The sequence below is a fragment of the Roseovarius sp. PS-C2 genome, assembly GCF_018862045.1.
GTDB lineage: Bacteria > Pseudomonadota > Alphaproteobacteria > Rhodobacterales > Rhodobacteraceae > Roseovarius.
In genome coordinates, this window is record NZ_JAHKSQ010000002.1 from 39,923 (window position 1) to 65,556 (window position 25,634).

Genomic DNA, 25,634 nt, shown 5'->3' on the forward strand with positions numbered 1-25,634 from the left:
CGCGGACCATCGGCTATCCCCGATTGTTGCCTGCAGGAGGCCGCCGCGATGCATTCCAACCCGTTCAGCGATGGCGAACTGGCCCGCCGTGTGGCCGCGACCCGACAGCAGATGGAGGCGCGGGGGCTCGACCTGATCCTGCTGAGCGCGCCGGAAAACATCTTTTACCTGATCGGGCTGGATCACTGGGGGTATTTCGCGCCGCATGTTCTGATCGTGCCGTGCGAGGGCGATATGATATTGGTCACGCGCCAGATGGAGCAGGTGGCGATTGCCAACATGGTACGCAACGCGCACTTTCTTGGGCACAGCGATTCCGAAACGGCGGCGGATGTGGTGATCGGGCATCTGGCCGGGTCTTGTGCGGGCAAGGCCGTTGGCGTCGAGGCAGGATCGTCGGGGTTGTCGCTGGCCATGGGCGAGGCGTTGAAAGAGGGGATCGCCGGGGCCGAATGGCGCGACATCACCGGCATGGTGGATGCCCTGCGGCTGGTGAAATCACCCGAGGAGCAGGGATTCATGCGCCGGGCGGCCAGGGCGGCGGATGCGGGAACGCAAGCGGCGATTGCGGCCATTCACGATGGCGCGCAAGAGGCGGACGTTGCCGCCGAATGCCTGTCGGCCATGACGCGCGCGGGCGGCACCCCGCCGGGGTTCGGCCCGTTCCTGCGCCCGGCGGCCCGCATGGCCGAGGAGCATACCAGTTGGGGCGAGGGCACCCATGAAGGGGCGGTGTTTCTGGAAGTCGCCGGGTGTGTTGCCCGCTACAACGCGCCGATGGGGCGGCTGGTGAGTATCGGGCGGATATCCGACGAAGATGCGGCCGTGGCCGAGATCAGCAAGCGGGCCTTCGATGCGACGCTGGCGGCGCTGCGCCCCGGTGTGCGGGCGCGCGATGTGTACGATGGGTGGCAGGCCGTGGTGGATGCCGCCGGGATGCCGGAGTACCGGCGGCATCATTGCGGGTATCTGGTGGGGATCGGGTTTCCGCCGTCATGGACGGGCGGGCCGCGCGTGACGGGGTTGCGGCATGACTCGGACCTTGAGATGCAGGAGGGAATGACGTTTCACCTGATGTCGTGGTTCACCGAAACCGGGCGCGGGAATTTCTTTGTCTCCAACACCGTTCTGCTGGGGCCGGACGGGGCCGAAGTGCTGAACGATACGCCCTATGGGCCGCATGTCGTCTAGATGCCGGTTGTGGGCGGCGGGTGACGCCGCCTGTTTTTTTGGCAACAAAGGCCTTTGCGGGACTTCCCAGGGTGATTCGCGTCTGCTAACCTCTCGTTAATAAAAAAATAAAAGGCAGGCATACAGGCTATGAAAACGGGCTTTAGGGGCGCGTTTGTCATCTCCTGGTCGCAGACGGAAGTGGACGGATTGGTTTCTGCTCCGGTGCAGGCGCTGAGCGTCGGGGCCGCGTGGTCCTGGCGGGGCGATCTTGTCCGGGTGGATGGCCCAAATGAAGTACTGCGCCTTGAGCGGGCAGACGGCGATATGAATTGCCGCAAACGAGCGGCACGGCTGGTGCGGCGGTTGGTAGGGGCCGCGCGCACAAATCAGCGAAACCTGAACGAGGTCGACGTGGACGATCCGCTGACGGACAGCGGTTTCGTGGTCACGAACGGATCGCGCAGTTTCACGGTCACGATGATCGAGGTCGGGGGCGGTGCGCCGCCCTTGCTGTTGTTCGTGGACGATATCCCGCCTTCGGATACCGAAATGTGGGTGGTGCATCATTCCTTCGAGACGGCGCAGAAGGTTGCCTCGACCGGGCCGGAAACCGGCGGCGTGATCTGTTTTACCCCCGATACACGGTTGGAAACACCGCAAGGGCCGCGACTGGTGCAGGAATTGCGCGAGGGCGATCTGGTGCAGACCAAGGATAACGGCGCGCAGGAGGTGCAGTGGATCGGCAGCCGCCGGATGAGCGGCGCGCGCCTGTTCGCGATGCCGCATTTGCGGCCGGTGCGTATCCGGGCCGGGGCCCTGGGTGTGGAGCGGCCCGACCAGGAATTGCTGGTCTCGCCCGAGCATCGCATGTTGATCAAGGGTGACGAGGCGAGGGCCTTGTTCAACACGCCCGAGGTTCTGGTGCGGGCGCGCGATTTGATCAATAACGGCTCGATCGCGGTGGATGTCGCGGTGCGCGAGGTGACCTATATTCACCTGCTGCTGCCCGCGCATGGTGTGCTGTGGGCCAACGGGGTCGAGACCGAAAGCTTCCATCCCGCCAGCACGGCCTTGTCGACGCTGGATGCGGAGGACAGGGCGCGCCTGCTGGCGCTGGATGCGTCGCTGGAGGCCGAACCGCAGCGCTATGGCGGGTTTGCCCGGCGCAGCCTGAGTGCGTCCGAAGCTGCGGTTTTGCGGTATGAGGCGGCCTGATCCGGCAGGGTTCCGGCGTTTGGACGATGAGCGGTTGACTCTGCCCGGAAGGGGCGTATAAGCGCGGCTTCATTGGTGTTGGTGGCCCCCGCAAGGGGATTCCTGTCATTCCGGCAAATACCGGGAAGAGGACAACGCCCTTCGAAACCTGAACGAAGGAGATCAGCCGTGACCAAACGCACGTCTGCCAAGTACAAAATCGACCGCCGGATGGGCGAAAACATCTGGGGCCGTCCGAAATCCCCCGTCAACCGCCGCGAATACGGCCCCGGCCAGCACGGTCAGCGCCGCAAGGGCAAGATGTCCGACTTTGGCCTGCAGCTGCGCGCCAAGCAGAAGCTGAAGGGCTATTACGGCGATCTGACGGAAAAACAGTTCCGCCGCATCTATGCCGAAGCCGAGCGTCTGCGCGGCGACACCGGTGAATTGCTGATCGGCCTGCTGGAGCGCCGTCTGGACGCCGTCGTTTACCGTGCCAAGTTCGTGCCCACGATCTTTGCCGCGCGCCAGTTCGTTAACCACGGCCATGTCCGCGTGAACGGCAAGAAGGTCAACATCCCCTCCTACCGCGTGAAAGAGGGTGACGTGGTCGAGGTGCGCGACCGCTCCAAGCAGATGGCGGCCCTTCTGGAAGCCACCCAGCTGCCCGAGCGTGACGTGCCCGATTACATCGAGGCCGACCATTCCAAGATGACCGCCACCTTCGTGCGGACCCCCGGCCTGGGCGACGTGCCCTATCCGGTGATGATGGAACCGAACCTCGTCATCGAATTCTACGCGCAGAACTAAGCGTTCTGCATACGCTACGGAAAGGCCGCGACGGGGATGCCCGGCGCGGCCTTTCTCATTTGTGCCGATGTGCAGGAGTGGCAGAGCTGCCACGTTTGGACGTCAGCCTTTCGCCGTGTCTTTTGAAGCTGGCCAAGGCCAGGGGGCAAAGCTAGAACACCGGCAGGGGAGTATGCGCCATGACCAAGATCACGCCACAACCGGGTATTCTGGAGATCGACCTGTATCAGGGCGGGGCCTCGCATATCGAGGGTGTGTCGAACGTGGTCAAGCTCAGCTCGAACGAAAACCCGTTCGGTCCGAGCGAGGCCGCCAAGGACGCGTTCCGCAAGGCCGGGTTCGACCTGCACCGGTATCCCTCGACCGATCACCGCGCGCTGCGCGAGGCGATCGGCGAGGTGCACGGCCTCGATCCCGCGCGGGTGATCTGCGGCGCGGGCAGCGACGAGATCATCGCCTTTCTGTGCCAGGCCTATGCCGGGCCGGGCAATGAGGTGATCCACACCGAGCATGGCTTTGCGATGTATCGCATCGGCGCGCTGGCCAATGGCGCGACCCCGGTCGAGGTGCGCGAGCGCGAGCGGGTCACGGATGTGGATGCCATCCTGGCCGCCTGCACCGACGCCACGCGACTGGTGTTCATCGCAAATCCGAACAATCCCACCGGCACGATGATCGGCGAAGGCGAGTTGACACGGCTGGCCGATGGCCTGCCCGATCATGTCCTTCTGGTGATCGACGGGGCCTATGCCGAATATGTCGACGGGTACGATGGCGGCGCGCGGCTGGTGGAGAGCCGCGACAATGTGGTGATGACGCGCACCTTCTCCAAGCTCTACGGGCTTGGCGGGTTGCGCGTGGGCTGGGGGTATGGCCCGCAGCATGTGATCGACGTGCTGAACCGCATTCGCGGCCCCTTCAACCTGAGCCAGCCCGCCCTTGTCACCGCCGAGGCGGCAGTGCGCGATACAGCCTGGGCCGAGAAGTGCCGCAACGACAACACGCGGCTGCGCGCATGGCTGGCCGAGGCTCTGGCCGGGCACGGGGTGCCGTCGGACACGTCGATGGCGAATTTCATCCTTGCGCGGTTCTCCAGCCAGCAAGAGGCCGAAGCCTGCGACGAATACCTGAAATCCGAGGGGCTGATCGTGCGCCGGGTGCATGGCTACAAGCTGCCCAATTGCCTGCGCATCACCGTCGGCGACGAGCCCAGTTGCCGCCGGGTGGCCCATGCGGTGGGGCAGTTCATGGGGGATGAGTGATGGCGCAGGTATATGACCGCGTCGCGCTGATCGGTCTGGGGCTGATCGCCTCGTCGATGTTCTGGGCGATCAGGCGCGCGGGGCTGGCCGGAGAGGTGACGGGCTATGCCCGTTCGGTCGAAACCCGCGATACCGCGCGCGAAATCGGCCTGTGCGACCGGGTGTGCGACAGCGCCGCCGAAGCTGTCGAAGGGGCCGATCTGGTGGTGCTCTGCGTTCCCGTGGGCGCGATGGCCGCCGTTGCCGCCGAGATCGCCCCGGCGCTCAAGCCCGGCGCGACGGTCAGCGATGTCGGATCGGTCAAGAAGGCGGTGATCGAGGCCGTTGCCCCGCATCTGCCCGAAAACGTGCATTTCGTGCCCGCCCACCCGCTGGCGGGCACCGAGCATTCCGGCCCGCGCGCCGGTTTTGCCGAGTTGTTCGACAATCGCTGGTGCCTGATCGTTCCGGTCGAGGGCAGCGATCGCGATGCCGTGGCGCGGGTCGAGGCCCTGTGGCAGGGCATGGGCGCGCTGACCGAAGAAATGGATGCCGAGCATCACGATCTGGTGCTGGCCGTCACCAGCCACGCGCCCCACCTGATCGCTTACACGATGGTGGGCGTGGCCGACGACCTGCGCCGGGTGACCGATAGTGAGGTGATCAAGTATTCCGCCGCGGGCTTTCGGGATTTCACCCGGATCGCCGCCAGCGATCCGACCATGTGGCGCGACGTGTTCCTGAACAACAAAGAGGCCACGCTGGAAATCCTGGGCCGCTTCACCGAAGAGCTGTTCGCGCTGCAACGCGCGATCCGTACCGGTGACGGCGATCACCTGTTCGAGTATTTTACCCGCACGCGTGCCATTCGGCGCGGGATCATTGAAGCCGGGCAGGATACGGATGCACCGGATTTCGGACGGGTGAAAAAAGGGTGACGAGATGCGCAAGGTTCTGCTTATCCCATTGATTTTGATGGGGTGTTCGATGATTCCCGGAGGCGGTCAGCAAGACCCGGTTATATCAAGCCGCGGATCGGTTTGCGGTGATCCGTCGATCAGGGGCGAAGTCGTCGGCGAAGTGCCGGGGCCGGGGGGCTGCGGGATACAGGCGGCTGTGCGCGTGCGCCGGATCGGCGGAATTGCGCTGAGCCAGCCGTCGGTCATGGAATGCAACACCGCGCGCACCCTTAAGGGGTGGATCGACCGCGACATGATTCCGGCGGTCGGCAAGACCGGCGGCGGAGCCACGGCCTTGCGGGTGCCGGCGCATTACGCCTGCCGGACGCGTAATCACCGCCCCGGCGCGCGCCTGTCCGAACACGCCAAAGGCAAGGCCATCGACATCGCCGCCATCCAACTAGCCGACGGGGCGGAAATTTCGGTGTTGAACGATTGGGGACGGGGCAAGCACGGGCGCATCCTGCGGAAATTGCACGGCGCCGCCTGCGGGCCGTTCGGGACGGTTCTGGGGCCCAACTCGGACCGGCACCATCAGGATCATTTCCATTTCGACACGGCCGAACACGGCTATGGGCCGTATTGCCGCTGAGGCATGCGGTGCGCAGTAAATGCGCACCCTACGACATTGCCGATATGGCTTTCTTCTTTTCAGGTAAACGAGATACCAACGATCAGGAGCCAGCCGATGGTCACTTTTGCGAACATCCTCCACACGCGCGGATAAAAGAAGCTGTGGTACTCCAGACATCGAGGGTCGGTTTTGTCGTTGGAGGCAGGGACTGGAAAGAAAATCGGGTCACGATAAGTGTTTTCCGTCCCATAGATTTCATTGCGCCTTTTCAGCGCTTGATCCCAGAACCCGCCGAAGGTTCTGACGATGTAGATGAAGACCGCAAAGATCAGCAGTGTCTTCCAGACATTCTCATAATCGAAGATCAAGACCCTCCCCCTCTTTACCTTGGGCCACCAGTGCCCGTTTTGCCGCGGCTTGCGATGCATCCGTTGCATTCGAAAAGACGCCCGTGAGCGAAAAACTCGCATTTTCGGCAAAGGATGCGTTTGTGTCGGTCACCTGTGGGTCTACGACAGCCATAATCGCACGCCTTTACTACAGTGCTTCATGAAAAATAACTGATCATGCCTGCTACGAATAATGCAGCAAAGACCCTGATCCCGGATTTGCGCGCCAGTCTGTAATACGCATCCGAATACGCCTTGTTGACGGGGTCGTCCTTATCGGGGCCGGGCAGCAAGCGGAGTATCCCAAAATTTCGATTTTCGGCAGAGTGGCCTTCAGGATAGAATTCGTTGTGTAGCTTCCTGATTTTGAACCAAAACCCATAACCATAATATCCCGCGTAAATGATTAACCCCAAAACGATTGCGCCAATCAGGGCCCCATAGTCTTCGGATCCGACAAAATCGTTCAGGGACGCCGCGACGAACGGCAAAGTCATTCTTGAAGTCCCCAAGAGGGCAAATACTTGTGCGAAAATTGACCTCTTTCAAACGCGCTGATGAGATCACGCATTCCTCCTGTGAGGCGGTAAATTTTGCTCGTTGCATAGCCATTGTGAAAACTCATCACTTACTCTCCGTCTTAAATTCTCTAATCAGCCTGAAGCCCGTGAAATCACGCCGGCTCGTCTCGGATGGGCGTGTCCTTCTGGCCGGGCGAAGATTATCCATTCCACTTTGAAACCCACCTCCCTTGGCAACGCGCCGATGTGCGTTTGCATTGACCGGACATGTCTGTGTGCGCGCCAGGTAGGCGCTATCAGTCGGCAATCCCAAATGCTCGTCTGACCAACAAGACCGGGTGAATTCCCACACATTGCCTGACATGTGACGCACCCCCCATCCATTCGCGGCGTCAAGCTCGTCCACGGCAACCACGGTATCGCGGTTCTTGAGATGCGGCAGGGGGACACCAAGGGTCTGTTCGGTTACGCGCCCGAGGAAATTGGCCTGAGTGCTGTCCAGATCGTCCCCCTGCGCAAACCGTGTCGTCGTGCCCGCCCGCGCCGCGTATTCCCATTCCGCTTCGGTCGGCAGACGGTAAACATCATCCCCGACCTGGCTGTTGACCCAGTCTGCAAACTCCACCGCATCCAGAAAAGAGACGTTGATGACAGGGTGATCTGGCCCCAAGGACACATAGCCGCGCTGACTGAGGGTGCGGTGATCGGGAACATGCGAACAGCCCCCCGCCTCGACACAGACCATCCATTCTGCATGTGTCAACTCGTTTCGGCCGATCGCATAAGGAATGTCCATCTCGACCAAGTGACGTGGGTGTTCATTTCGAATTATGTGTATCTCGTCACGCGCACGCTGGCGAAAGGTCGCGTCCTTGCCGAACATATCATAGGGGAACCGCGAGGACTCTTGCGTCGCCCCCATCATGAACGCCCCCGGCGGGATCACGATCATCTCCGGGCAAACGTCGCATTCTCGAAAGCGCTCTAACGGCGCGACGGCCTCCCCGGTGCTCAGTTGGTATGACCGATCGCTATCGGCATGTCCGGGTGCGGCACTGACGACAAGAATGGGAATACACACCCTCAAGCCCCGCTTGGCCGTTGCCAACTTCAGCCCCAAGGGAAAAGGAAGACAGGAAAGCAACACGCAAACGAACCGCACCAAACATCGCCCCCAAGAAAACAACTTATCGGCGATTGGAACTTCATCAACCTTATGAAGTCAACAGGCGGAACCGGAATTCGATTGTTGCGAGTTTCGCAACCTCAAAGCTCAGGTTTACGACGAAGGACGAGTTTGTGGCGGGTATATCGTGAATGTCGTGGGCAAAGCCCCCAAGGCCCTAGCGCAGGCGCAGCACCGGTGCGGGGCCGATGGGTACCGGCCCCAGGAAAACGCCGCCGTTGCGCAGGGTCAGCGGGATATCCAGTGTCCTAGGGTTGCCCGCCATTTGCGAAATCAGGCCCAGCCCGTCGGCCACGGTTCCGGCCATGCCCTGTGGCATCGCCCCGGCCTTCACCGCCAGGTCGAGGATATCGCGCCAGTTGCGGGCCTTGATCATGACCTCGCCCTCGGGGTGGCCCGAGGCATCGACGCTCATTTCGCCGGCCATCTGCAATTCCAGCCGGCCCCAGCGGGCCTCGGCCAGCCGGATGTCGATCCGGCGCGGTTGCGGGCGGGCGTCTTCGATGGCAGTGCGATCCCAGGGTTTGTCGAATTCGACGGTCAGGTCGATGTTGAGCGCATCGAAGGTTTCCGGCAGGCGCCCCGAAGGGTCGACGGTTTCGCGCCATGCAAGCGCGGGCGACAGGCCCTCGGCGGCCAGGCCCAGCCGATAGGTGGCAAGGTTTTGCATCGGGACGTGATCGGCGGCCAGCTGCAGCGCTTGCAGCGAGGTGTCGCCGCTGTCGTCGAGCGGGTGAATCACCAGTTCCTCGGCGGTCAGGGTGGTGCGTTGCAGGGCCAGGCTGGTGTTGGGTTCCAGCACGAGGCTGGCGCGCATGTCCTGGCTTTGCAGGTCGTATTTCGCCAGCGGGGTGGCAAGGCGTTGCGTCTCGGGCCAGACGGCGATCACGTGGTTGGGCCGGTAGCTGAGCGCGTTGATCTGGAATTGCGGCGCGTCCCATGCGAGCCCGGTGTCGGGGTCGGCCAGTGTGAGGCCGGTGACCACCGTGTCGAACCGGTTGGGAAAGCCTTGGACGCCAAGATCACTGTAATCTGCGACCCAGCCTTCGGCCCGGCGCTGATCGAACCACGCGGCAAAGCCCGATTGCACACCTGTCGAGCCGACGAACCAGTACCCGGCCCAGGCCGCAGCGGCGAGCAGAATCACGGTGATCAGGAATCTCAGCATTGCGCGCCCTTTCATGACGGTCCGCGATGGTGTTTAAGACTTCAAAAGCGCGAGGGACAGTAAAATGACGATGTGGGTCTTTGGCTATGGATCGCTGGTGTGGAATCCGGGCTTTGACGTGCAGGATCGGGTGATTGCCACCTTGCCGGGGTATCACCGCAGTTTCTGCATGCGCTCGATCCATCACCGGGGCACCGAGGCCGAGCCGGGTCTCGTGCTGGCGCTGGACGCTGCCGAGGGCGCGCAGTGCCGGGGCGTGGGCCTGTCGGTGGCCGATCACGAGCAGGATCAGGTGCTGGCCTACCTGCGCGAGCGGGAACTCATTTCGTCGGCCTATCTGGAAAAACGGCTGACCATTCATCTGGCCGATGGCCGCGAGGTCGAGGCGCTGACCTATGTGATCGACCCGGATCATGTGCAGTATTGCGGCGGGATGGATCTGGAAGAGCAGGCGCATATCATCGCGCGGGCCGTGGGCGGGCGCGGGCCGAACACCGAATATCTGTTCAACACGGCCGCTCATCTGGACGAGTTGGGCATCATCGATAGCGATCTGGCGTGGCTGACGCGGCGGGTGCGGGCGATCGGTGCATAAGCCCTTGGCTTGAAAGCCGTGTGCGCGTAGGGTTGGCGCAACGAGAACCAGAGCCGGGAGCCGTCCAGATGGACCAGCCGGACCGCGAGGTCGAGCCGCAGTTTTCACGCCCTGTTCGCCAGATCGTTCTGATGCTGATCGTTCTGGGACTGACAGCCGCCGGGGCCTTTCTGGCCCTGCCGCGGGTGTTGCCGGTATTTCAGGCCAATCCGTGGCTGAACGGGTTCATCCTGTTCGTGTTCGTGATCGGCGTGGTGGCCTGTTTCTGGCAGGTGTTCCAGCTGATCGGATCGGTCCGCTGGATCGAAGGGTTCGCCGCCCAGTATCCGGGCCACGAGATGATCAAGGCGCCGCTGTTGCTGGCGCCGCTGGCCACCTTGTTGCGCCAGCGCGGCAAGCGGATGCAGATCGCCTCGACCTCGGCGCGGTCGATACTGGATTCGGTGGCGCAGCGGATCGACGAGGCGCGCGAGATTACGCGCTATATCGTCAACATGCTGATTTTCCTTGGCCTTTTGGGTACGTTTTACGGTCTGGCCACGACCGTTCCGGCGGTGGTCGACACGATCCGCAGCCTTGCCCCGCAAGAGGGCGAAGGCGGTGTCGAGGTGTTCAACCGGCTGATGACCGGGCTGGAGGCGCAGCTTGGCGGCATGGGCGTGGCCTTTGCCTCGTCCCTGCTTGGGTTGGCGGGGTCTTTGGTGGTGGGCCTGCTGGAATTGTTCGCCAGTCACGGGCAGAACCGGTTCTATCGCGAGCTCGAGGAATGGATGTCCACGATCACGCGGGTCGGCTTTTCCTCGGGGGACGGGGAAGGAAGCGGCGAGGCCGGTGCCGTGGCGCATGTGCTGGATTACATGGCCGGGCAGATGGACAGCCTTCAGACGGTGCTGACCCAATCCGATGTCAGCCGTGCCATGGTGGATGAAAAACTGGGCGTCCTGGCGGATTCCATCGAACGCCTGACCCACCGGATGAGCGGCTCCAACCCGGTGAACGCGGCCCTGACGCGGGTGGCCGAGGGGCAGGAACGTTTGATCGACGTCATTCAGGAACACCAGGTCAGGAGTGGGGGCGAGTCCGGTCTGGATGCCGAAAGCCGGATGCGCCTGCGCTCGATCGACGTGCAGATGCTGCGCATTCTCGAAGAGATCAGCGCCGGGCGTCAGGAAACCATGACCGAACTGCGCACCGATCTGGCGGCGTTGACCAAGATTTTCAACCAGATGCGCGACACGCGGCCCGGTATGACACCGCCCATGCATCCGAACGCCGACGACAGGCAGGAGAGCTAGGCGATGGCGCTGTCCCGGCGCACCGGCGCACGATTCCAGGCTTCGATCTGGCCGGGATTCGTGGATGCGATGACGGGGCTGTTGCTGGTGCTGATGTTCGTGCTGACCATTTTCATGGTCGTGCAATTCGCATTGCGGGAAACCATCACGGGGCAGGCCAGCAAACTGGATGAATTGTCGGCGGAGGTGGATGCTCTGGCGCAGGCGCTTGGGCTGGAGCGCGACCGCAGCGCGACGTTGAGCGAGCGCGTGGGCGAGTTGACGGTCACGCTTGGCGATGCCCGTGCCCGGCAGGAAGAACAGGCGGCGCTGATCGCGACCCTGCGCAGCCAGACCGAGGAGCAGGCCGCAGCCCTCGGTGCGGCGCAGGGCCGGATCGCCAGTTTCGAGGAACAGGTCGCCGGGTTGCTGTCGGAGCGGGATCGCGCGCTTGGGCAGGTTGCCGATCTGGAAAGCGAGCGGGAGGAGCTGATCTCGGAGCAGGAGGCGCTGCAACTGGCCTTGTCGAACCTGCGGGACGAGGTGAGCGCAGGTGAAGAGGCGGCCCGTCTGGCCGCCGCCAGGCGCGAGGCGCTCGAGGCTTTGGTGGCCGATCTGCGTGCCGATGCGGCGGACAGCGAGGCGGAGCAGGCGGAATTGACGCGGCAGGTCGGCGATCTCGAGGCCGAGTTGAGCGAAGAGGAAAAGGCACGTCTGGCCGAGGCCGCCGCCGCCGAAGCGTTGCGCGAAAAGCTGAAGAATGCCGATGCGGAACTGACCTCGATGACCTTGGCACTGGAGGAACAGCGCAAGCGCGCCGAGGAAACCCTGACGCTGCTGGCCGCTGCCGAGGTCGCGCAAGAGGACCTGGACGAACGCCTTGCTGCCGCGCTGCTGGCTCGGGAGGAGACCGGCGAGGATCTGGCGCAGAGCGAGGCGCGGATTGCCGAGCTCGAGGCGCAACTGGCCGAAATGGGCGATGTCGGTGATCTGCGTGCGCGTCTGGCCGCGGCCCTGGCGGCCAGGGTCGAGGCCGAAACACGCGCCGAAGACCGGATGAGCGAAGCCGAACAGCGCGCGGTATTGTTGGCGCAGGCGCGGGACAAACTGGCCGAGCAACAGGAGCTCGCCAGCGAAGCGCAGAAGCAGCAGGCGCTTCTGAACCGTCAGGTTGCCGCCTTGCGAGAGCAGTTGTCGCAATTGCAGGGATTGCTGGATGACGCGCGGGCGCGCGAGGCGGCCTCGGACGTGCAGTTGCAATCGCTCGGCAACGAGTTGAACACCGCGCTTGCCCGTGTCGCCGCCGAAGAGCGCCGCCGCCGCGAGGCCGAAGAGGCCCGTGCGAAATTGCTGGAAGAACAGAAAGAGGATCTGGAGCGCTATCGTTCGGAATTCTTTGGCCGGTTGCGCGACGTTCTGGGCACGCATCAGGGGATTCGGATCGAAGGCGACCGGTTCGTGTTTTCCTCGGAGGTGCTGTTTGCGCCGGGCGAGGCGGAATTGTCTGCTGCCGGACGCGGGCAGATCGCCAATGTCGCCGACATTCTGAGCGATGTGATCGACGATATCCCGCCCGAGATCGACTGGGTCTTGCAGGTGGATGGGCATACGGATGATGTGCCGGTGCGTCCCGGCGCGGCCTTTGCCGACAACTGGGAGCTCAGTCAGGCACGGGCGTTGTCGGTGGTGCGCTATATGATCGACGCGCTTGGGCTGCCGCCCGCGCGGCTGTCGGCCAACGGGTTCGGGCAATACCAGCCGGTCAACCCCGCCGACTCCGCGGAGGCGCGGGCGCAGAACCGGCGGATCGAGTTGAAATTTACCGGGAAGTGACGGTGATATCGGCGTGGCGCACGGCGATCACCCGCGCGTCGCGCGTCAGCCGGACATAGCCGCGATACTCGCCCTGGGGCCAGCCACCTTCGGGGGCGTGGCGCCCGAAGGCCCGGAACAGTTGTGCCCGCGGGGTTTCCAGAGTGATCTTCTGGCGGAAAACCTCGCCCTCGGGGCCAGCGGCGCTGAGGGTCAGGACATCGCCCGGTTTGGCATAGAAGGCGTGGCCATAGAGGACCAGTGCCTGATCCGGCGTGGTTTCGCGCACCCGTGCAGCGCCGGATTTGACGGCGTCGAAACCGGGGACCGCCGTGGAAAACCCGGCGGTGAACAGGCCCGCGCGGTCATAGCCGGGGGCATCGCGCCACATGCCCCCGCCCGAGGCCATGCCGCATGTATCGGTGGCCTGGGGCTGGAACGGATCGACGATCTGCCCGTCCTTCAGTACGCCCAGATGGACATGAGGCACGTTCGTTAGCCCGCTGAGGCCGACCAGCCCCAGAATATCGCCCGACTGCACCTTCTGGCCCTTTTCGACCGCGATACTGCCCTGTTTCATGTGGCAATAGAGCGTCTGCCAGCCATCGCCGTGGTCGATCCGCACGGCATTGCCGCATTCGCGCCCCTCGATGCCGGCGCGGTTATCCGCAGTAACGGCCACGTCCGTGACCCCATCGCGGGTGGCGGCCACGATACCCGGCGCGGCGGCCAGAACCCCGACGCCCTGGTCCATCGCCTCGAAGGACAACAGGACGATATCGGTGCCGCGATGGCCGTCGCGGCTTTTCAATCCGCAGGCATAATCGCGCTGTCCGTTGCCGGGATCGGTATCGACGTAATCCTCGACATAGCAGGTGTCGCCAAGCGCACAGTCGATGGGCAGGGACAAACGCGGCATTTCGGCGACCGCGGGGGCGGCCGCCGAAAGCAGGAATGTCCAGAACGCAGCCCGCAGGCCCGGCATCAGTCCGCCGTCAGCAAGGGCGGTTTCTTGCCCGACAGGCGCGGGCGGTCCGGCCCGGCGAGGTGCAGGTCGATCTGACCGTCCTTGACGCCAACCCTGACCACACCGCCCTTGGCCAGTTTGCCGAACAGCAATTCCTCGGCCAGGGGTTTCTTGATGTGTTCCTGAATGACGCGGGCCAGGGGGCGCGCGCCCATCTTGTCGTCATAGCCCTTGTCGGCCAGCCATTCGGCGGCGGGTTTGGTCAGTTCGATGGTCACGTTGCGATCCAGCAGTTGCGCCTCGAGCTGAAGCACGAACTTCTCGACCACTTGCAGGATCACCTCTTTCGGCAGCGGACCGAAGGAAATCACCGCATCCAGACGGTTGCGGAATTCCGGGGTGAAGGTGCGTTCGATCGCGGCGGTGTCTTCGCCCTCGCGGCGGTCGCGGCCAAAGCCCACGGCGGATTTCGCCTGTTCGGTGGCGCCCGCGTTCGAGGTCATGATCAGCACGACATTGCGGAAATCGACGGTGCGGCCGTTGTGATCGGTCAGCGTGCCGTGATCCATCACCTGCAACAGGATGTTATAGACATCCGGGTGCGCCTTTTCGATCTCGTCCAGCAGGAGCACGCAATGCGGGTGCTGATCGACGGCATCGGTCAGCAGGCCGCCCTGATCGAAGCCCACATAGCCCGGAGGCGCACCGATCAGGCGCGAAACGGCGTGTTTTTCCATGTATTCGGACATATCGAACCGCAGAAGTTCCACGCCCAGGGTATCGGCCAGTTGCTTGGCGACCTCGGTTTTGCCCACACCGGTGGGACCGGCGAACAGGTAGTTGCCGATGGGTTTTTCCGGCTCGCGCAGGCCCGCGCGCGACAGCTTGATCGCGCTCGACAAAGCCTCGATCGCCTTGTCCTGCCCGAACACGACACGCTTGAGCGTTTTCTCAAGGTCCTTCAGAACCTCGGCATCGTCCTTGGAGACGTTCTTGGGCGGGATGCGGGCCATTTTGGCGACAACCGCCTCGATCTCCTTGGTGCCAATGGATTTGCGGCGTTTGGAGGCGGCCACCAGATGCTGGGCCGCACCGGCCTCGTCGATCACGTCGATGGCCTTGTCGGGCAGTTTGCGGTCATTGATGTAGCGCGCCGACAGGTCCACGGCGGTCTTGATGGCGTCATTGGTGTATTTGACGCTGTGGTGTTCCTCGAAATAGGGTTTGAGGCCCTTGAGGATCTTGACCGTGTCTTCGGTGGTCGGTTCCACCACGTCGATTTTCTGGAACCGGCGCGACAATGCGCGGTCCTTTTCGAAATGCTGGCGGAATTCCTTGTAGGTGGTCGAGCCCATGCAGCGAAGCTTGCCGCCCTGAAGCGCGGGTTTGAGCAGGTTCGAGGCGTCCATCGCCCCGCCCGAGGTGGCGCCCGCGCCGATCACGGTATGGATTTCGTCGATGAACAGCACCGCGTCGGGATGGCTTTCCAATTCGGTCACGACGGCCTTGAGCCGCTCTTCGAAATCGCCGCGGTAGCGTGTGCCGGCCAGCAACGCGCCCATGTCGAGGCTGTAGATCGTGGTGTTGGCCAGAACTTCGGGCGTGTCGCCCTTGACGATCTTGTGCGCCAGGCCTTCGGCGATGGCGGTTTTGCCGACGCCGGGATCGCCCACCAGGAGCGGATTGTTCTTGCGGCGGCGGCACAGCACCTGAATGCAGCGCTCGACTTCGGAATCGCGTCCGATCAACGGGTCCACGTCGCCGCGGCGCGATTTCTCGTTCAGGTCGACGCAATATTTGGCAAGCGCGGATTCACCGGCTTCGACCGCGTCGGATTCGGACTGCGTATGTGTGCTCTCGGTGTCGTTCTCTTCGGCGCCGCTGACAGGGCGGGCCTCGCCATAGGCGGGGTCCTTGGCAACACCGTGGGCGATGAAATTCACCGCGTCATAGCGCGTCATGTCCTGTTCTTGCAGGAAATAGGCGGCGTTCGATTCGCGCTCGGCGAAAATCGCGACCAGCACGTTTGCGCCGGTGACTTCGGTCCGGCCCGAAGACTGGACATGGATCGCCGCGCGCTGGATCACGCGCTGGAAGGCGGCGGTCGGCACGGCCTCGGAGCCTTCGATGTCGGTCACGAGGTTGGAGAGGTCCTCGTCGATGAACTCGACCAGGGTGCCACGCAAATCTTCGGTGTCGACGCTGCATGCCTTGAGAACGCGGGCGGCGTCGGGTTCGTCTATCAGTGCCAGCAGAAGATGTTCGAGCGTGGCGAATTCGTGCTGGCGGGCATTGGCCAAGGCCAGTGCCGCGTGGATTGCCTGTTCCAGCGTGTTCGAGAATGAAGGCACGAGGATGCTCCTTCTGATCTGGGTCGGAGACGTCGCCCCCGACCGTGGCCTCATAGTATTAAAGTTTGGTCGATATGGCCGTGGCTTCAAGTTTTTTTTGGACAAATCCGTTCACTTTCGCGGCGTGAGGCGGGATTTGCGGCATATCGGGCATCAGAACCGGTCCTTGCGGCGCCGGATTTCGGCAAACACCTCGGCTGGGTCCTTGCCGGTCATGTCGAGGTTGGCCTGAATCGCGGGGTCTGCGGCGCGCAGAAACGGATTGGTGGCCAGTTCCTCGGACAGTTTCGAGGGAACGGTGGGGTGGCCCTTGGCACGGGCGGCGTCCACCGCGGCTGCACGTGATGTAAGCGCGGGATTGTCGGGGTCAATAGTCAGCGCGAATTTTGCGTTCGCCTGCGTGTATTCATGGCCGGAATAGACGGTGGTTTCGGGGGGCAGGGCGGCGAGCTTGGACAGGCTGTCCCACATCTGTTCCATCGTGCCCTCGAACACCCGCCCGCAGCCGAGCGCCATCAGGCTGTCGGCGGTGAACACGGCGGCGCTTTCGGGGAAATGAAAGGCGATATGGCCGACGGTGTGGCCGGGCACGTCCATGACACGGCCGGTGGCGTTGCCGATGATGATCGTGTCTCCGTCCTCGACCGCGATGTCGAGGGGGGGCAGGCGGTGGGCGTCGGCGGCGGCGCCGATCACCCTGGCGGGCGCGTTTTCCAGCAGTTCGGGAAGGCCATCCACATGGTCGGCGTGATGATGCGTGATCAGCACATGACTGAGAAGCCACTCTTTTTCGTCCAGCATGGCGAGGATGGGCGCGGCTTCGGGGACGTCGATGGCCGCGGTCATGCCGGTATCGGGGTCATGCGCCAGGTAGGCGTAATTGTCCGAAAGGCAAGGGATGGTTTCGATCTCAAGGGTCATGGTGTTTTCCCGATTGCCGGTTAATGTTAAACCAAGACTGACCGATCATGGGCTTGGCTGCAATGCATCTGGACGTGCAGGACCTTCGGAACTTCTATTATCGCAGCCGATTGGGGCGGGCGGCGCAGAAGGCGGTGCGTGAAGAGGTGCTGCAGTTCTGGCCCGAGGCGCAGGGGCAGACGGTGGTGGGGTTCGGATTCGCGGTGCCCTTCCTGCGCCCCTACCTGCAGGATGCGCGGCGGGTGATCGGATTAATGCCGGGACCTCAAGGGGTTATCAACTGGCCGCAGGGGATGGCGAATGTCTCGGTGCTGTGCGAGGAGACCCTCTGGCCGTTGGAAACGGGCCGGGTCGACAAGCTGCTGGTGATGCATGGGCTGGAGACCAGCGAACACCCTGGTGCATTGCTGGAGGAATGCTGGCGGGTGCTGGGGCCGGGGGGATCGGCGCTGTTCATGGTGCCGAACCGGGCCGGGCTGTGGTCGCGCTCGGACAAGACGCCGTTCGGATATGGGCGCCCCTATTCGCAAAGTCAGCTTGAGAACCAGTTGAAATTGCACAGCTTTCTGCCTATCGGCCATGCGACAACCCTGTACCAGCCGCCCTCGGAAGGGCGGTTCTGGCGCAGGACGGCGGGGATGTGGGAGCGGCTGGGCGGACGGTTCTCGATGGTGGTGTCGGGGGGCGTACTGCTGGTCGAGGCGACCAAGCGGGTGCAGGCCCCGTCGGGGCCGGGATTGCGCGAGACGGTGCGCCGCCCGCTGGAGGTGCTCAAGCCCAAACCCAAGCCCGAGGCCAAGCCGGTCTGAGTTTCGTACGTTTTGTACGATGTGTACGCGGGTTTTGTACGAAAATCGGGGGGTGTTCGGAAATTTGCGTCCAACAGGGGCGCAAACCGGGGCGCTTGGGGCGTTGCGGAAACCGGCGCGCATCGGGGTAACGCCCGGTTAATCAGTTTGCGTCATAACCGGGGTGTCGGCGCGAGGTGGCGCTTGTGGCGACTGTCTGGAGGGAGGCCGGAGCCGACAAGGGGGGCTATGCTTAAGCCGTCGGCATTTTCCAAATGCGGGTAAGAGATTGGCTGTAAAATCTGGCAAAAACATCGTGATTGTCCAGCCTTCGGAGACAATCGTTAATGTGGCAAAAACAAGTCGACTTTACGACGGAAACATGGTTGTCTGCTGCACTATAGTTAACTCTATCGGCCTGCGGTTGTTTAGGTAGTTTTTTGGGGATTTGGATAATGAGATTGAAGTTTTTTGGAACGATTGGAGCGGCAGCGATCATGGCGCTGGGTTTATTCGCGGCAGGTTCTGCAAGTGCTGCCACACTCCAGTTCAGTAATCCGGGCAGTACGACGGCGCGTGCCCAAGTTGACTGCTCGTTTTGCGAGGTATGGTATATCAGTGGCTCGGATTATTCCGCTGAAAACTGGGGGAATGGATTCTGGAACGGGGAAGGCCCCGGCCCTGACGGCACGCTCTTTTCCAGAAGTCTGGTCAGCGGGACTGGCAACGATGACACGTCGCGCCGCGCTATAACAAACCTTGTACTCGGAACAAACTTCGTTGCAACGGACCGTACGGAAACTGGCGGCAATGCCAGTGTCTGGACCAGTTCTGCCGAAGCGCTGTTGGTGTGGATCGGCACGCAGGGCAACCCCAGTTCGCCGGATGTCTATCGCTACGCATTCATTCGCAACCAAGTAGCCGACAACACGTTCACCTGGACCGGCCTTTCAGGCGGTGGCGGCGGAAAGAGCGGTTACGATGGGTTCGGTACTGTGTCACCTGTTCCGCTGCCCGCGGCGGCGTGGATGCTCCTTGCCGGTCTTGGCGGTCTTTTCCTCGTGAAGCGGAGGACGAACGCCGCGGTGTGAGCGGTATTTCGTATCGGATTTTGGAATGGGGCGGCTGATCGGGCCGCCCCTTCTTGTTCCACTCTGTCACTGGATTGGTCAGGTCGCCTTTTTCCTTGATACCGAAAGACGGCACCTCGTCACGGTCTTTGTCGGGAAGTCGAAGCGGATTGCAACTGCACGGCGGCAACCGCTTCATCCTGTATTGCAACCATCCGCGCAAGGTGAGGTTGCTGGTCGGATCGAGCCCGTTTTGCTTAGTTCCAAGCGCGAAACAGAGCCGAAGGCGCCGCGCATCGCCATACCGCCCCTATGGGCTGGCGATGCGTGCACAGGCAATGGCAGCTAATCCCGCATAGCGACCATCGGCACCATGTCCGGCGATTGTCAGGATTGAAACCGCAGAGGTCTTCCCACCTGCGCGAAATAGAGGCCGAAGGCCGCCGCGCATCGCCAGACCGCCCGCACGGGCTGGCGATTGGGTGAGGTCCGCGCCCCGTTCTGGCCTCTTTCGGATTTGGCTGGGATAAACTGCAAAGAATGGCCGTTTGATCGCCATCCCGCGGTCTGGCGATGCGCGGCTTACGTTGAAAAACAGCAAAGTCCGCATAGCCGCCTATGACACCAAGTGAGGCTGGTGCCGAGCGAGCTTGTGCAGGTCTTTCTTCTGGCACGAAACAGCCGCCGCAGGCCTCTGAGTATCACCGGGCTATGGTTCGCTCTCAATATTGACAGTTTCATGCGGTATTTCCATGTTCCAGTCATGGAAAGTGATTTTGATCTGTCCCTCCTCATCAAGCTGACACCGTTTGGTATCCTTCTTCTCCTCGCTGTCTACTTCAATTTCATCCGACTGGACCCGAAGGGAGTGAAGCGGCTCGACAACGCGTTGAGAAATAATCGGGCGGTTCAGGCCATTCGAAACTATTTTGCCGGATAACAAGTCCCCGTCAGGCCCGTGCGCGGATCAGGCCGGGCAGGGAGCCGAGGGCGATGCCGATGCCGTCGGCCAGCAGGTCGGCCCATTCGGCGGAGCGTCCGAAAGAGGGCTGGATCAGTTCGATCGCGCCGCCAAAGGCCAGCGCCAGGGGCGCGAGCCAGAGCGCGCTGCGCGCCCGCACCCATGTCAGCGGCAGGACCAGTGCGGCGAAACCCGAGGCATGCATGACCTTGTCCATGTAAGGCATCGGCGGGCCGGGCGGCCCCGGCGGGCTGAGCGTGCCCCAGCCGATCAGGAGGGCGAGGGCGAGGGTGAGGGCGACAGCGGTTTTGTACGGCACGGGCGGGCGATCCTTGTGAAATCGGAGCGCGGACCGGGTTACACCGCCTTGCCGGGGGTGAAAACACCGGGTTTCGGGTGATAGCGATAACGACCGCGCCCGCCGCGCGGGCAAGGGTGACGCGAAGGAATCGCGAAAAGTCGGAAAATTCATAACATTTTCAATCGGCAAATTTTGCGCAAACGGTCGCACTTGGCGCAAGTGTATGAAAACATGTGGTATTCGATGGTGTGCAATGGTTTTCCTGTAGCTTGCTAGGTGCGCAAGGCTCTGCTACACCGCGTTCAAATTTCGGTGTTTTAATATCTGAATACCTGTCAACGCCCCCGGACGCATGGAAATGCTGTGCGCGAAACCGGGGCCAGAAAATCGGAAGGGTGGACGTGTCCGAACCAGCTTCGATCTCCTCCGGCATCGCCGAGCGCTATGCCACCGCCATTTTCGAGATTGCGAAAGAGAGCGAATCTCTGCCCAAGCTTGAATCCAACATTGCCGATCTCGCCGCCGCGCTGGACAGCAGCGAAGAGCTGCGCGAGGTCATCGCCTCGCCGGTGCTGTCGCGCGCCGGTCAGGGCAAGGTCATGGCCGCACTGGCCAAGAAGATGAAACTCGAACCGGCGATGGGCAACGGGCTGGCCGTGATGGCCGGGAAGCGCCGCCTGTTCGTGCTGCCGCAGCTGCTGACCCGGCTGTCGGACATGATCGCCGAGGACAAGGGCGAAGTCACCGCACAAGTGACCAGCGCCAAGGCGCTGACCAAGACACAGGCAGACAAGCTGGCGAAGACGCTGAAGGCGCGCGTGGGCAAGGACGTCAAGATCAATGCGACCGTCGATGAAAGCCTCATCGGCGGTCTCGTCGTAAAGGTGGGCTCGAAGATGATCGACACCTCGATCCGCTCGCGCCTGAATTCCCTACAGAATGCAATGAAAGAGGTCGGATAAATGGGTATCCAAGCTGCAGAGATTTCTGCGATCCTGAAGGACCAGATCAAGAACTTCGGCCAAGAGGCCGAGGTGGCCGAGGTCGGCCGGGTTCTGTCGGTTGGTGACGGTATTGCGCGTGTATACGGTCTGGACAACGTCCAGGCCGGCGAACTGGTCGAATTCCCCGGCGGTGTCATGGGGATGGCGCTGAACCTCGAAGCCGACAACGTGGGTGTCGTGATCTTCGGGTCGGACCGCGAGATCAAGGAAGGCGACACCGTCAAGCGCACCAAGTCCATCGTGGACGTGCCCGCCGGTGACGAACTGCTGGGCCGCGTCGTGGACGGTCTGGGCAACCCGCTGGACGGCAAGGGCCCGATCAAGACCGACAAGCGCCTGCTGGCCGACGTGAAGGCTCCCGGCATCATCCCGCGTAAATCGGTGCACGAGCCGATGGCGACCGGCCTGAAATCGGTCGACGCGATGATCCCGATCGGCCGTGGCCAGCGTGAGCTGATCATCGGCGACCGCCAGACCGGCAAGACCGCCGTGGCGCTGGACGCGATCCTGAACCAGAAATCCTATAACGACGCCGCCGGCGACGACGAGGGCAAGAAACTCTACTGCGTCTACGTGGCCATCGGCCAGAAGCGTTCGACCGTGGCGCAGCTGGTGAAGAAGCTGGAAGAGTCGGGCGCGATCGAATATTCGATCGTCGTGGCCGCCACCGCGTCGGACCCCGCGCCGATGCAGTTCCTGGCGCCCTATGCCGCCACCGCCATGGCCGAGCATTTCCGCGACAATGGCCGTCATGCCCTGATCGTGTACGATGACCTGTCCAAGCAGGCCGTCGCGTATCGTCAGATGTCGCTGCTGCTGCGTCGTCCGCCGGGGCGTGAAGCCTATCCGGGTGACGTGTTCTACCTGCACTCCCGCCTGCTGGAGCGTTCGGCCAAGCTGAACGAAGACAACGGCTCGGGCTCGCTGACGGCGCTGCCGATCATCGAAACGCAGGGCGGCGACGTGTCGGCCTTTATTCCGACCAACGTGATTTCGATCACCGACGGGCAGATCTTCCTGGAAACGGAACTGTTCTACCAGGGTATCCGCCCGGCCGTGAACACCGGTCTGTCGGTGTCGCGTGTGGGCTCGTCGGCCCAGACCAATGCGATGAAATCGGTTGCCGGTCCGGTGAAACTGGAGCTGGCGCAGTATCGCGAGATGGCCGCCTTTGCCCAGTTCGGGTCGGACCTCGACGCCGCCACCCAGCAGTTGCTGAACCGTGGTGCGCGCCTGACCGAGCTGATGAAACAGCCGCAGTATTCGCCGCTGACCAACGCCGAGATCGTCTGTGTGATCTATGCCGGGACGCATGGCTACCTGGACAAGATCCCGGTGGATCAGGTGGGCCGTTTCGAAGAGGGCCTGCTGAACCACCTGCGTGGCAAGCACCAGGACCTGCTGGACTTCATCACCAAGGACGACCCCAAGGTGAAGGGGGACGCCGAGGACAAGATCAAGGCTGCGCTGGACGAATTCGCCGCCGACTTCGCATAAGGGGGAGATAAGGCAATGCCGAGTCTCAAGGACCTTAAAAACAGGATCGAGTCGGTCAAATCGACCCGCAAGATCACCAAGGCCATGCAGATGGTTGCCGCGGCGAAACTTCGCCGCGCGCAGGACGCTGCCGAGCAGTCGCGCCCCTATGCCGAGCGGTTCAACGCCGTCATGGGCAAGCTGGCCGCCTCGGTGGGGGACAGCGACAGCGCACCCAAGTTGCTGCGCGGGACGGGGTCGGACGACGTGCACCTGCTTGTCGTGCTGACCGCCGAACGCGGGCTGTGCGGGGGCTTCAACGCCAATATCGCCAAGCTGGCGAGGGCCGAGGCCGAAGATCTGCGCGCCAAGGGCAAGACCGTGAAGATCATCACGGTGGGCAAGAAGGGCCGCGACGCGCTGAAGCGCGATCTGGGCGAGCTGTTCATCCACCATGTCGATCTGAGCGAGGTGAAGAATATCGGTTATGCGGACGCCCAGACGATCGCCGCCGATGTTCTGAGCCGGTTCGACGTGGGCGAGTTCGACGTGGCCAAGATCTTCTACTCGAAGTTCGTGAACGTCGTCAGCCAGGTGCCGACCATGCAGCAGGTCATCCCGTTCCAGGTGGACGCGGATGCAGCCGAAGAGGCCCCCGAGGCCAGTGTCGTTTACGACTATGAGCCGGACGAAGAGGGCATTCTTGCCGATCTTCTGCCGCGCGGCGTGGCCACGGCGATCTTCAGCGCGCTGCTGGAAAACGGCGCATCGGAACAGGGCGCGCGGATGTCCGCCATGGACAACGCCACCCGCAACGCCGGCGAGATGATCGACAAGCTGACCATCGAATACAACCGTTCGCGTCAGGCCGTCATCACGAACGAGCTTATTGAAATCATTTCGGGCGCTGAGGCGCTCTGACGAGAAACCGGAGAGACGAAACAATGGCAAACGCAAAAGGCACAATCACTCAGGTGATCGGCGCCGTGGTGGACGTTCAGTTCGACGACCACCTGCCCGAGATTCTGAACGCCCTCGAAACCGACAACAACGGCAAGCGCCTGGTTCTGGAAGTTGCCCAGCACCTGGGTGAAAACACCGTGCGCACCATCGCCATGGACGCGACCGAAGGTCTGGTCCGTGGTCAGGAAGTGGGCGACACCGGCGGCCCGATCACCGTTCCGGTGGGCGACGCCACCCTGGGCCGCATCCTGAACGTCGTGGGCGAGCCCGTTGACGAAGGCGCACCGATCAAGGCGAAAGAAAGCCGCGCGATCCACCAGCCCGCGCCGGAATTCAGCGAACAGTCCACCGAATCCGAAGTCCTGGTGACCGGCATCAAGGTGATCGACCTGCTGGCGCCTTACGCCAAGGGCGGCAAGATCGGCCTGTTCGGCGGCGCCGGTGTGGGCAAGACGGTTCTGATCATGGAACTGATCAACAACATCGCCAAGGTGCACTCGGGCTACTCGGTGTTCGCCGGTGTGGGCGAACGGACCCGTGAGGGGAACGACCTGTATCACGAGATGATCGAATCGAACGTGATCAAGCCCGACAACCTGGAAGACTCGCAGGTGGCGCTGGTTTACGGCCAGATGAACGAGCCGCCGGGAGCCCGTGCCCGTGTTGCCCTGACCGGCCTGACGCTGGCCGAGCAGTTCCGCGACCAGTCGGGGACCGACGTTCTGTTCTTCGTCGACAACATCTTCCGCTTTACGCAGGCGGGGTCCGAGGTGTCGGCGCTTCTGGGTCGTATTCCTTCGGCTGTGGGCTATCAGCCGACGCTGGCCACCGACATGGGCGCGATGCAGGAACGCATCACCTCGACCAAGCAGGGCTCGATCACCTCGATCCAGGCCGTCTACGTTCCCGCGGACGACCTGACCGACCCGGCCCCGGCCACGACCTTTGCCCACCTCGACGCCACGACCGTTCTGAGCCGTGCGATTTCGGAACTGGGTATCTACCCGGCTGTGGACCCGCTCGACTCGACTTCGCGCCTGATGGACCCCTCCATCGTGGGTGAAGAGCACTACAAGGTGGCCCGTGACGTTCAGGGTATCCTGCAACGCTACAAGTCGCTTCAGGACATCATCGCCATTCTGGGCATGGACGAACTGAGCGAAGAGGACAAGCTGACCGTGGCCCGCGCCCGGAAAATCCAGCGTTTCCTGTCGCAGCCCTTCGACGTGGCCAAGGTGTTCACCGGCTCGGACGGTGTGCAGGTGCCGCTGGAAGAGACGATCAAATCGTTCAAGGCCGTTGTGGCCGGCGAATACGATCACCTGCCCGAGGGCGCCTTCTACATGGTCGGCGGCATCGACGAGGTGCTTGCCAAAGCCGAGAAGATGGCTGCCGACGCGGCCTGATGAACGCCTGTCCGACCCCGGATCGCTTTGGTCCGGGGAAGGGCAAGACAAGGAGGCCCGAGAATGGCTGAAACAGTGCAATTCGATCTGGTGTCGCCCGAGCGGCGTCTGGTCTCGGTCGAGGCGACGGAGGTACGTATCCCCGGTGCCGAGGGCGATCTGACGGCCATGGCCCAGCACAGCCCGCTGATCACCACGCTGCGCCCCGGTATCCTGACGGTGTCGGGCCCCGAGGGTGAGGCCGAATACATCGTGACCGGCGGTTTTGCCGAGATCGGCGGCGACAGCGTGTCGGTTCTGGCCGAAAAGGCGATCCCGCGCGGTGACATGACGCAAGAGCATTTCAAGGCGCTTGTGGACGAGGCCACCGACAAGCTGGCCAAGGCGCAGGAAACCTTCGTCAACGAGCCCGGCCCGGTGGACGACGCGGCCAAGCTGCTGTCGGACATGGTGGCGATGGGGGATCATATCGGCCTGTCGGCCAACTGATCCGCCGCGAGACCGCGAGATAGCGAAAGGCCCGCCCGGTG

General features: G+C 62.8%; 26 protein-coding genes. 17 read left to right on the plus strand and 9 right to left on the minus strand.

All coding sequences use genetic code 11. The features are described 5' to 3' along the window. Positions 1-48: 48 nt before the first annotated feature. The 6 genes from KPG71_RS03520 to KPG71_RS03545 all read left to right on the plus strand — a co-directional run bounded on the left by KPG71_RS03520 (position 49) and on the right by KPG71_RS03545 (position 5,969). Positions 49-1,191 (plus strand): Xaa-Pro peptidase family protein, encoded by a 1,143-nt coding sequence (locus tag KPG71_RS03520; RefSeq protein ID WP_216336765.1) that lies wholly within the window; start codon positions 49-51, stop codon positions 1,189-1,191. Positions 1,192-1,320: 129 nt separating this feature from the next. Then, entirely contained in the window at positions 1,321-2,388 is a 1,068-nt protein-coding gene (locus KPG71_RS03525; protein WP_216336766.1) for a Hint domain-containing protein, read from the plus strand. Between the two features lie 168 nt (positions 2,389-2,556). Further along, positions 2,557-3,177, plus strand: a complete 621-nt coding sequence (gene rpsD / locus KPG71_RS03530; protein WP_073037190.1) for a 30S ribosomal protein S4 — start codon at positions 2,557-2,559, stop codon at positions 3,175-3,177. 179 nt (positions 3,178-3,356) lie between these two features. Beyond that, complete coding sequence (hisC, locus tag KPG71_RS03535) at positions 3,357-4,439, plus strand: histidinol-phosphate transaminase (RefSeq protein ID WP_216336767.1); 1,083 nt, start codon at positions 3,357-3,359, stop codon at positions 4,437-4,439. Further along, positions 4,439-5,356 carry a prephenate/arogenate dehydrogenase family protein gene (locus KPG71_RS03540; protein WP_216336768.1) on the plus strand — a complete coding sequence of 306 codons (918 nt, stop codon included), beginning with the start codon at positions 4,439-4,441 and terminating at the stop codon, positions 5,354-5,356. The genes hisC and KPG71_RS03540 overlap by 1 nt, the downstream gene beginning before the upstream one ends. Positions 5,357-5,360: 4 nt before the next feature. Further along, positions 5,361-5,969 carry an extensin family protein gene (locus tag KPG71_RS03545; protein WP_216336769.1) on the plus strand — a complete coding sequence of 203 codons (609 nt, stop codon included), beginning with the start codon at positions 5,361-5,363 and terminating at the stop codon, positions 5,967-5,969. 59 nt (positions 5,970-6,028) lie between these two features. On the opposite strand, the gene KPG71_RS03550 is transcribed toward KPG71_RS03545, so the two are convergent. The 5 genes from KPG71_RS03550 to KPG71_RS03570 all read right to left on the minus strand — a co-directional run bounded on the left by KPG71_RS03550 (position 6,029) and on the right by KPG71_RS03570 (position 9,215). After that, positions 6,029-6,319 carry a hypothetical protein gene (locus KPG71_RS03550; RefSeq protein WP_216336770.1) on the minus strand — a complete coding sequence of 97 codons (291 nt, stop codon included), beginning with the start codon at positions 6,317-6,319 and terminating at the stop codon, positions 6,029-6,031. Then, a complete protein-coding gene (locus KPG71_RS03555) occupies positions 6,303-6,473 on the minus strand; it encodes a hypothetical protein (RefSeq protein ID WP_216336771.1) in 171 nt (56 codons plus the stop codon). The genes KPG71_RS03550 and KPG71_RS03555 overlap by 17 nt, the downstream gene beginning before the upstream one ends. Before the next feature lie 25 nt (positions 6,474-6,498). Beyond that, the gene (locus KPG71_RS03560) at positions 6,499-6,837 is read right to left on the minus strand and encodes a hypothetical protein (protein ID WP_216336772.1); all 339 of its coding nucleotides are present in this window, start codon (positions 6,835-6,837) and stop codon (positions 6,499-6,501) included. 127 nt (positions 6,838-6,964) lie between these two features. Further along, entirely contained in the window at positions 6,965-7,813 is an 849-nt protein-coding gene (locus KPG71_RS03565; protein ID WP_216336773.1) for a formylglycine-generating enzyme family protein, read from the minus strand. 391 nt (positions 7,814-8,204) lie between these two features. Next, positions 8,205-9,215, minus strand: coding sequence for a DUF2125 domain-containing protein (locus KPG71_RS03570; protein ID WP_216336774.1), 1,011 nt, complete (start codon positions 9,213-9,215; stop codon positions 8,205-8,207). Positions 9,216-9,279: 64 nt separating this feature from the next. On the opposite strand from KPG71_RS03570, the gene KPG71_RS03575 reads away from it, so the two are divergent. From KPG71_RS03575 to KPG71_RS03585, 3 genes are all read left to right on the plus strand, one after another. Continuing rightward, positions 9,280-9,810 carry a gamma-glutamylcyclotransferase gene (locus KPG71_RS03575; RefSeq protein WP_073037181.1) on the plus strand — a complete coding sequence of 177 codons (531 nt, stop codon included), beginning with the start codon at positions 9,280-9,282 and terminating at the stop codon, positions 9,808-9,810. 68 nt (positions 9,811-9,878) lie between these two features. Continuing rightward, complete coding sequence (locus KPG71_RS03580; RefSeq protein ID WP_253196079.1) at positions 9,879-11,105, plus strand: biopolymer transporter ExbB; 1,227 nt, start codon at positions 9,879-9,881, stop codon at positions 11,103-11,105. A gap of 3 nt (positions 11,106-11,108) precedes the next feature. Continuing rightward, positions 11,109-12,917: a peptidoglycan -binding protein gene (locus KPG71_RS03585; RefSeq protein WP_216336775.1), complete on the plus strand. Its 1,809-nt coding sequence runs from the start codon at positions 11,109-11,111 to the stop codon at positions 12,915-12,917. Here the strand turns inward: KPG71_RS03585 and KPG71_RS03590 are convergent. The 3 genes from KPG71_RS03590 to gloB all read right to left on the minus strand — a co-directional run bounded on the left by KPG71_RS03590 (position 12,904) and on the right by gloB (position 17,135). After that, positions 12,904-13,881, minus strand: coding sequence for a M23 family metallopeptidase (locus KPG71_RS03590; protein WP_216336776.1), 978 nt, complete (start codon positions 13,879-13,881; stop codon positions 12,904-12,906). The genes KPG71_RS03585 and KPG71_RS03590 overlap by 14 nt on opposite strands. Then, a complete protein-coding gene (clpA, locus tag KPG71_RS03595; protein WP_216336777.1) occupies positions 13,881-16,214 on the minus strand; it encodes an ATP-dependent Clp protease ATP-binding subunit ClpA in 2,334 nt (777 codons plus the stop codon). Before clpA ends, KPG71_RS03590 begins: the two co-directional genes overlap by 1 nt. 153 nt (positions 16,215-16,367) lie before the next feature. Continuing rightward, a complete protein-coding gene (gloB, locus tag KPG71_RS03600; protein ID WP_216336778.1) occupies positions 16,368-17,135 on the minus strand; it encodes a hydroxyacylglutathione hydrolase in 768 nt (255 codons plus the stop codon). Positions 17,136-17,197: 62 nt separating this feature from the next. Between gloB and KPG71_RS03605 the strand changes: the two genes are divergently transcribed. The 3 genes from KPG71_RS03605 to KPG71_RS03615 all read left to right on the plus strand — a co-directional run bounded on the left by KPG71_RS03605 (position 17,198) and on the right by KPG71_RS03615 (position 19,933). Beyond that, the gene (locus tag KPG71_RS03605; RefSeq protein ID WP_216337194.1) at positions 17,198-17,944 is read left to right on the plus strand and encodes a class I SAM-dependent methyltransferase; all 747 of its coding nucleotides are present in this window, start codon (positions 17,198-17,200) and stop codon (positions 17,942-17,944) included. Positions 17,945-18,378: 434 nt separating this feature from the next. Beyond that, complete coding sequence (locus tag KPG71_RS19595; protein ID WP_253196083.1) at positions 18,379-19,014, plus strand: VPLPA-CTERM sorting domain-containing protein; 636 nt, start codon at positions 18,379-18,381, stop codon at positions 19,012-19,014. A gap of 742 nt (positions 19,015-19,756) precedes the next feature. Beyond that, positions 19,757-19,933: a hypothetical protein gene (locus tag KPG71_RS03615; RefSeq protein WP_216336779.1), complete on the plus strand. Its 177-nt coding sequence runs from the start codon at positions 19,757-19,759 to the stop codon at positions 19,931-19,933. 10 nt (positions 19,934-19,943) lie between these two features. Here the strand turns inward: KPG71_RS03615 and KPG71_RS03620 are convergent, their stop codons facing one another. Continuing rightward, a complete protein-coding gene (locus KPG71_RS03620) occupies positions 19,944-20,273 on the minus strand; it encodes a VanZ family protein (RefSeq protein ID WP_216336780.1) in 330 nt (109 codons plus the stop codon). A 383-nt stretch (positions 20,274-20,656) separates the two neighbouring features. On the opposite strand from KPG71_RS03620, the gene KPG71_RS03625 reads away from it, so the two are divergent. The 5 genes from KPG71_RS03625 to KPG71_RS03645 all read left to right on the plus strand — a co-directional run bounded on the left by KPG71_RS03625 (position 20,657) and on the right by KPG71_RS03645 (position 25,593). Then, positions 20,657-21,217 (plus strand): F0F1 ATP synthase subunit delta, encoded by a 561-nt coding sequence (locus tag KPG71_RS03625; RefSeq protein WP_216336781.1) that lies wholly within the window; start codon positions 20,657-20,659, stop codon positions 21,215-21,217. Continuing rightward, positions 21,218-22,756, plus strand: a complete 1,539-nt coding sequence (gene atpA, locus KPG71_RS03630; RefSeq protein ID WP_216336782.1) for a F0F1 ATP synthase subunit alpha — start codon at positions 21,218-21,220, stop codon at positions 22,754-22,756. A 15-nt stretch (positions 22,757-22,771) separates the two neighbouring features. Beyond that, complete coding sequence (locus KPG71_RS03635) at positions 22,772-23,656, plus strand: F0F1 ATP synthase subunit gamma (RefSeq protein WP_216336783.1); 885 nt, start codon at positions 22,772-22,774, stop codon at positions 23,654-23,656. Between the two features lie 23 nt (positions 23,657-23,679). Continuing rightward, the gene (atpD, locus tag KPG71_RS03640; RefSeq protein WP_216336784.1) at positions 23,680-25,104 is read left to right on the plus strand and encodes a F0F1 ATP synthase subunit beta; all 1,425 of its coding nucleotides are present in this window, start codon (positions 23,680-23,682) and stop codon (positions 25,102-25,104) included. A gap of 63 nt (positions 25,105-25,167) precedes the next feature. After that, on the plus strand, positions 25,168-25,593 hold the full coding sequence (locus tag KPG71_RS03645; protein WP_216336785.1) for a F0F1 ATP synthase subunit epsilon: 426 nt from the start codon (positions 25,168-25,170) through the stop codon (positions 25,591-25,593). Positions 25,594-25,634: the final 41 nt, after the last annotated feature.

What these genes read in the sequence shown, in the direction of transcription:
- KPG71_RS03540 (WP_216336768.1), top strand. Translation starts at nt 4,439, where the DNA reads ATGGCGCAGGTATATGACCGCGTCGCGCTGATCGGTCTGGGGCTGATC.
- KPG71_RS03615 (WP_216336779.1), top strand. Translation starts at nt 19,757, where the DNA reads ATGGAAAGTGATTTTGATCTGTCCCTCCTCATCAAGCTGACACCGTTT.
- KPG71_RS03635 (WP_216336783.1), top strand. Translation starts at nt 22,772, where the DNA reads ATGCCGAGTCTCAAGGACCTTAAAAACAGGATCGAGTCGGTCAAATCG.
- KPG71_RS03525 (WP_216336766.1), top strand. Translation starts at nt 1,321, where the DNA reads ATGAAAACGGGCTTTAGGGGCGCGTTTGTCATCTCCTGGTCGCAGACG.
- KPG71_RS03580 (WP_253196079.1), top strand. Translation starts at nt 9,879, where the DNA reads ATGGACCAGCCGGACCGCGAGGTCGAGCCGCAGTTTTCACGCCCTGTT.
- atpD (WP_216336784.1), top strand. Translation starts at nt 23,680, where the DNA reads ATGGCAAACGCAAAAGGCACAATCACTCAGGTGATCGGCGCCGTGGTG.
- KPG71_RS03520 (WP_216336765.1), top strand. Translation starts at nt 49, where the DNA reads ATGCATTCCAACCCGTTCAGCGATGGCGAACTGGCCCGCCGTGTGGCC.
- gloB (WP_216336778.1), bottom strand. Translation starts at nt 17,135, where the DNA reads ATGACCCTTGAGATCGAAACCATCCCTTGCCTTTCGGACAATTACGCC.
- KPG71_RS19595 (WP_253196083.1), top strand. Translation starts at nt 18,379, where the DNA reads ATGAGATTGAAGTTTTTTGGAACGATTGGAGCGGCAGCGATCATGGCG.
- KPG71_RS03565 (WP_216336773.1), bottom strand. Translation starts at nt 7,813, where the DNA reads ATGATCGTGATCCCGCCGGGGGCGTTCATGATGGGGGCGACGCAAGAG.
- KPG71_RS03645 (WP_216336785.1), top strand. Translation starts at nt 25,168, where the DNA reads ATGGCTGAAACAGTGCAATTCGATCTGGTGTCGCCCGAGCGGCGTCTG.
- KPG71_RS03590 (WP_216336776.1), bottom strand. Translation starts at nt 13,881, where the DNA reads ATGCCGGGCCTGCGGGCTGCGTTCTGGACATTCCTGCTTTCGGCGGCC.
- KPG71_RS03555 (WP_216336771.1), bottom strand. Translation starts at nt 6,473, where the DNA reads ATGGCTGTCGTAGACCCACAGGTGACCGACACAAACGCATCCTTTGCC.
- atpA (WP_216336782.1), top strand. Translation starts at nt 21,218, where the DNA reads ATGGGTATCCAAGCTGCAGAGATTTCTGCGATCCTGAAGGACCAGATC.
- KPG71_RS03605 (WP_216337194.1), top strand. Translation starts at nt 17,198, where the DNA reads ATGCATCTGGACGTGCAGGACCTTCGGAACTTCTATTATCGCAGCCGA.
- KPG71_RS03585 (WP_216336775.1), top strand. Translation starts at nt 11,109, where the DNA reads ATGGCGCTGTCCCGGCGCACCGGCGCACGATTCCAGGCTTCGATCTGG.
- hisC (WP_216336767.1), top strand. Translation starts at nt 3,357, where the DNA reads ATGACCAAGATCACGCCACAACCGGGTATTCTGGAGATCGACCTGTAT.
- KPG71_RS03570 (WP_216336774.1), bottom strand. Translation starts at nt 9,215, where the DNA reads ATGCTGAGATTCCTGATCACCGTGATTCTGCTCGCCGCTGCGGCCTGG.
- KPG71_RS03575 (WP_073037181.1), top strand. Translation starts at nt 9,280, where the DNA reads ATGACGATGTGGGTCTTTGGCTATGGATCGCTGGTGTGGAATCCGGGC.
- KPG71_RS03545 (WP_216336769.1), top strand. Translation starts at nt 5,361, where the DNA reads ATGCGCAAGGTTCTGCTTATCCCATTGATTTTGATGGGGTGTTCGATG.
- KPG71_RS03560 (WP_216336772.1), bottom strand. Translation starts at nt 6,837, where the DNA reads ATGACTTTGCCGTTCGTCGCGGCGTCCCTGAACGATTTTGTCGGATCC.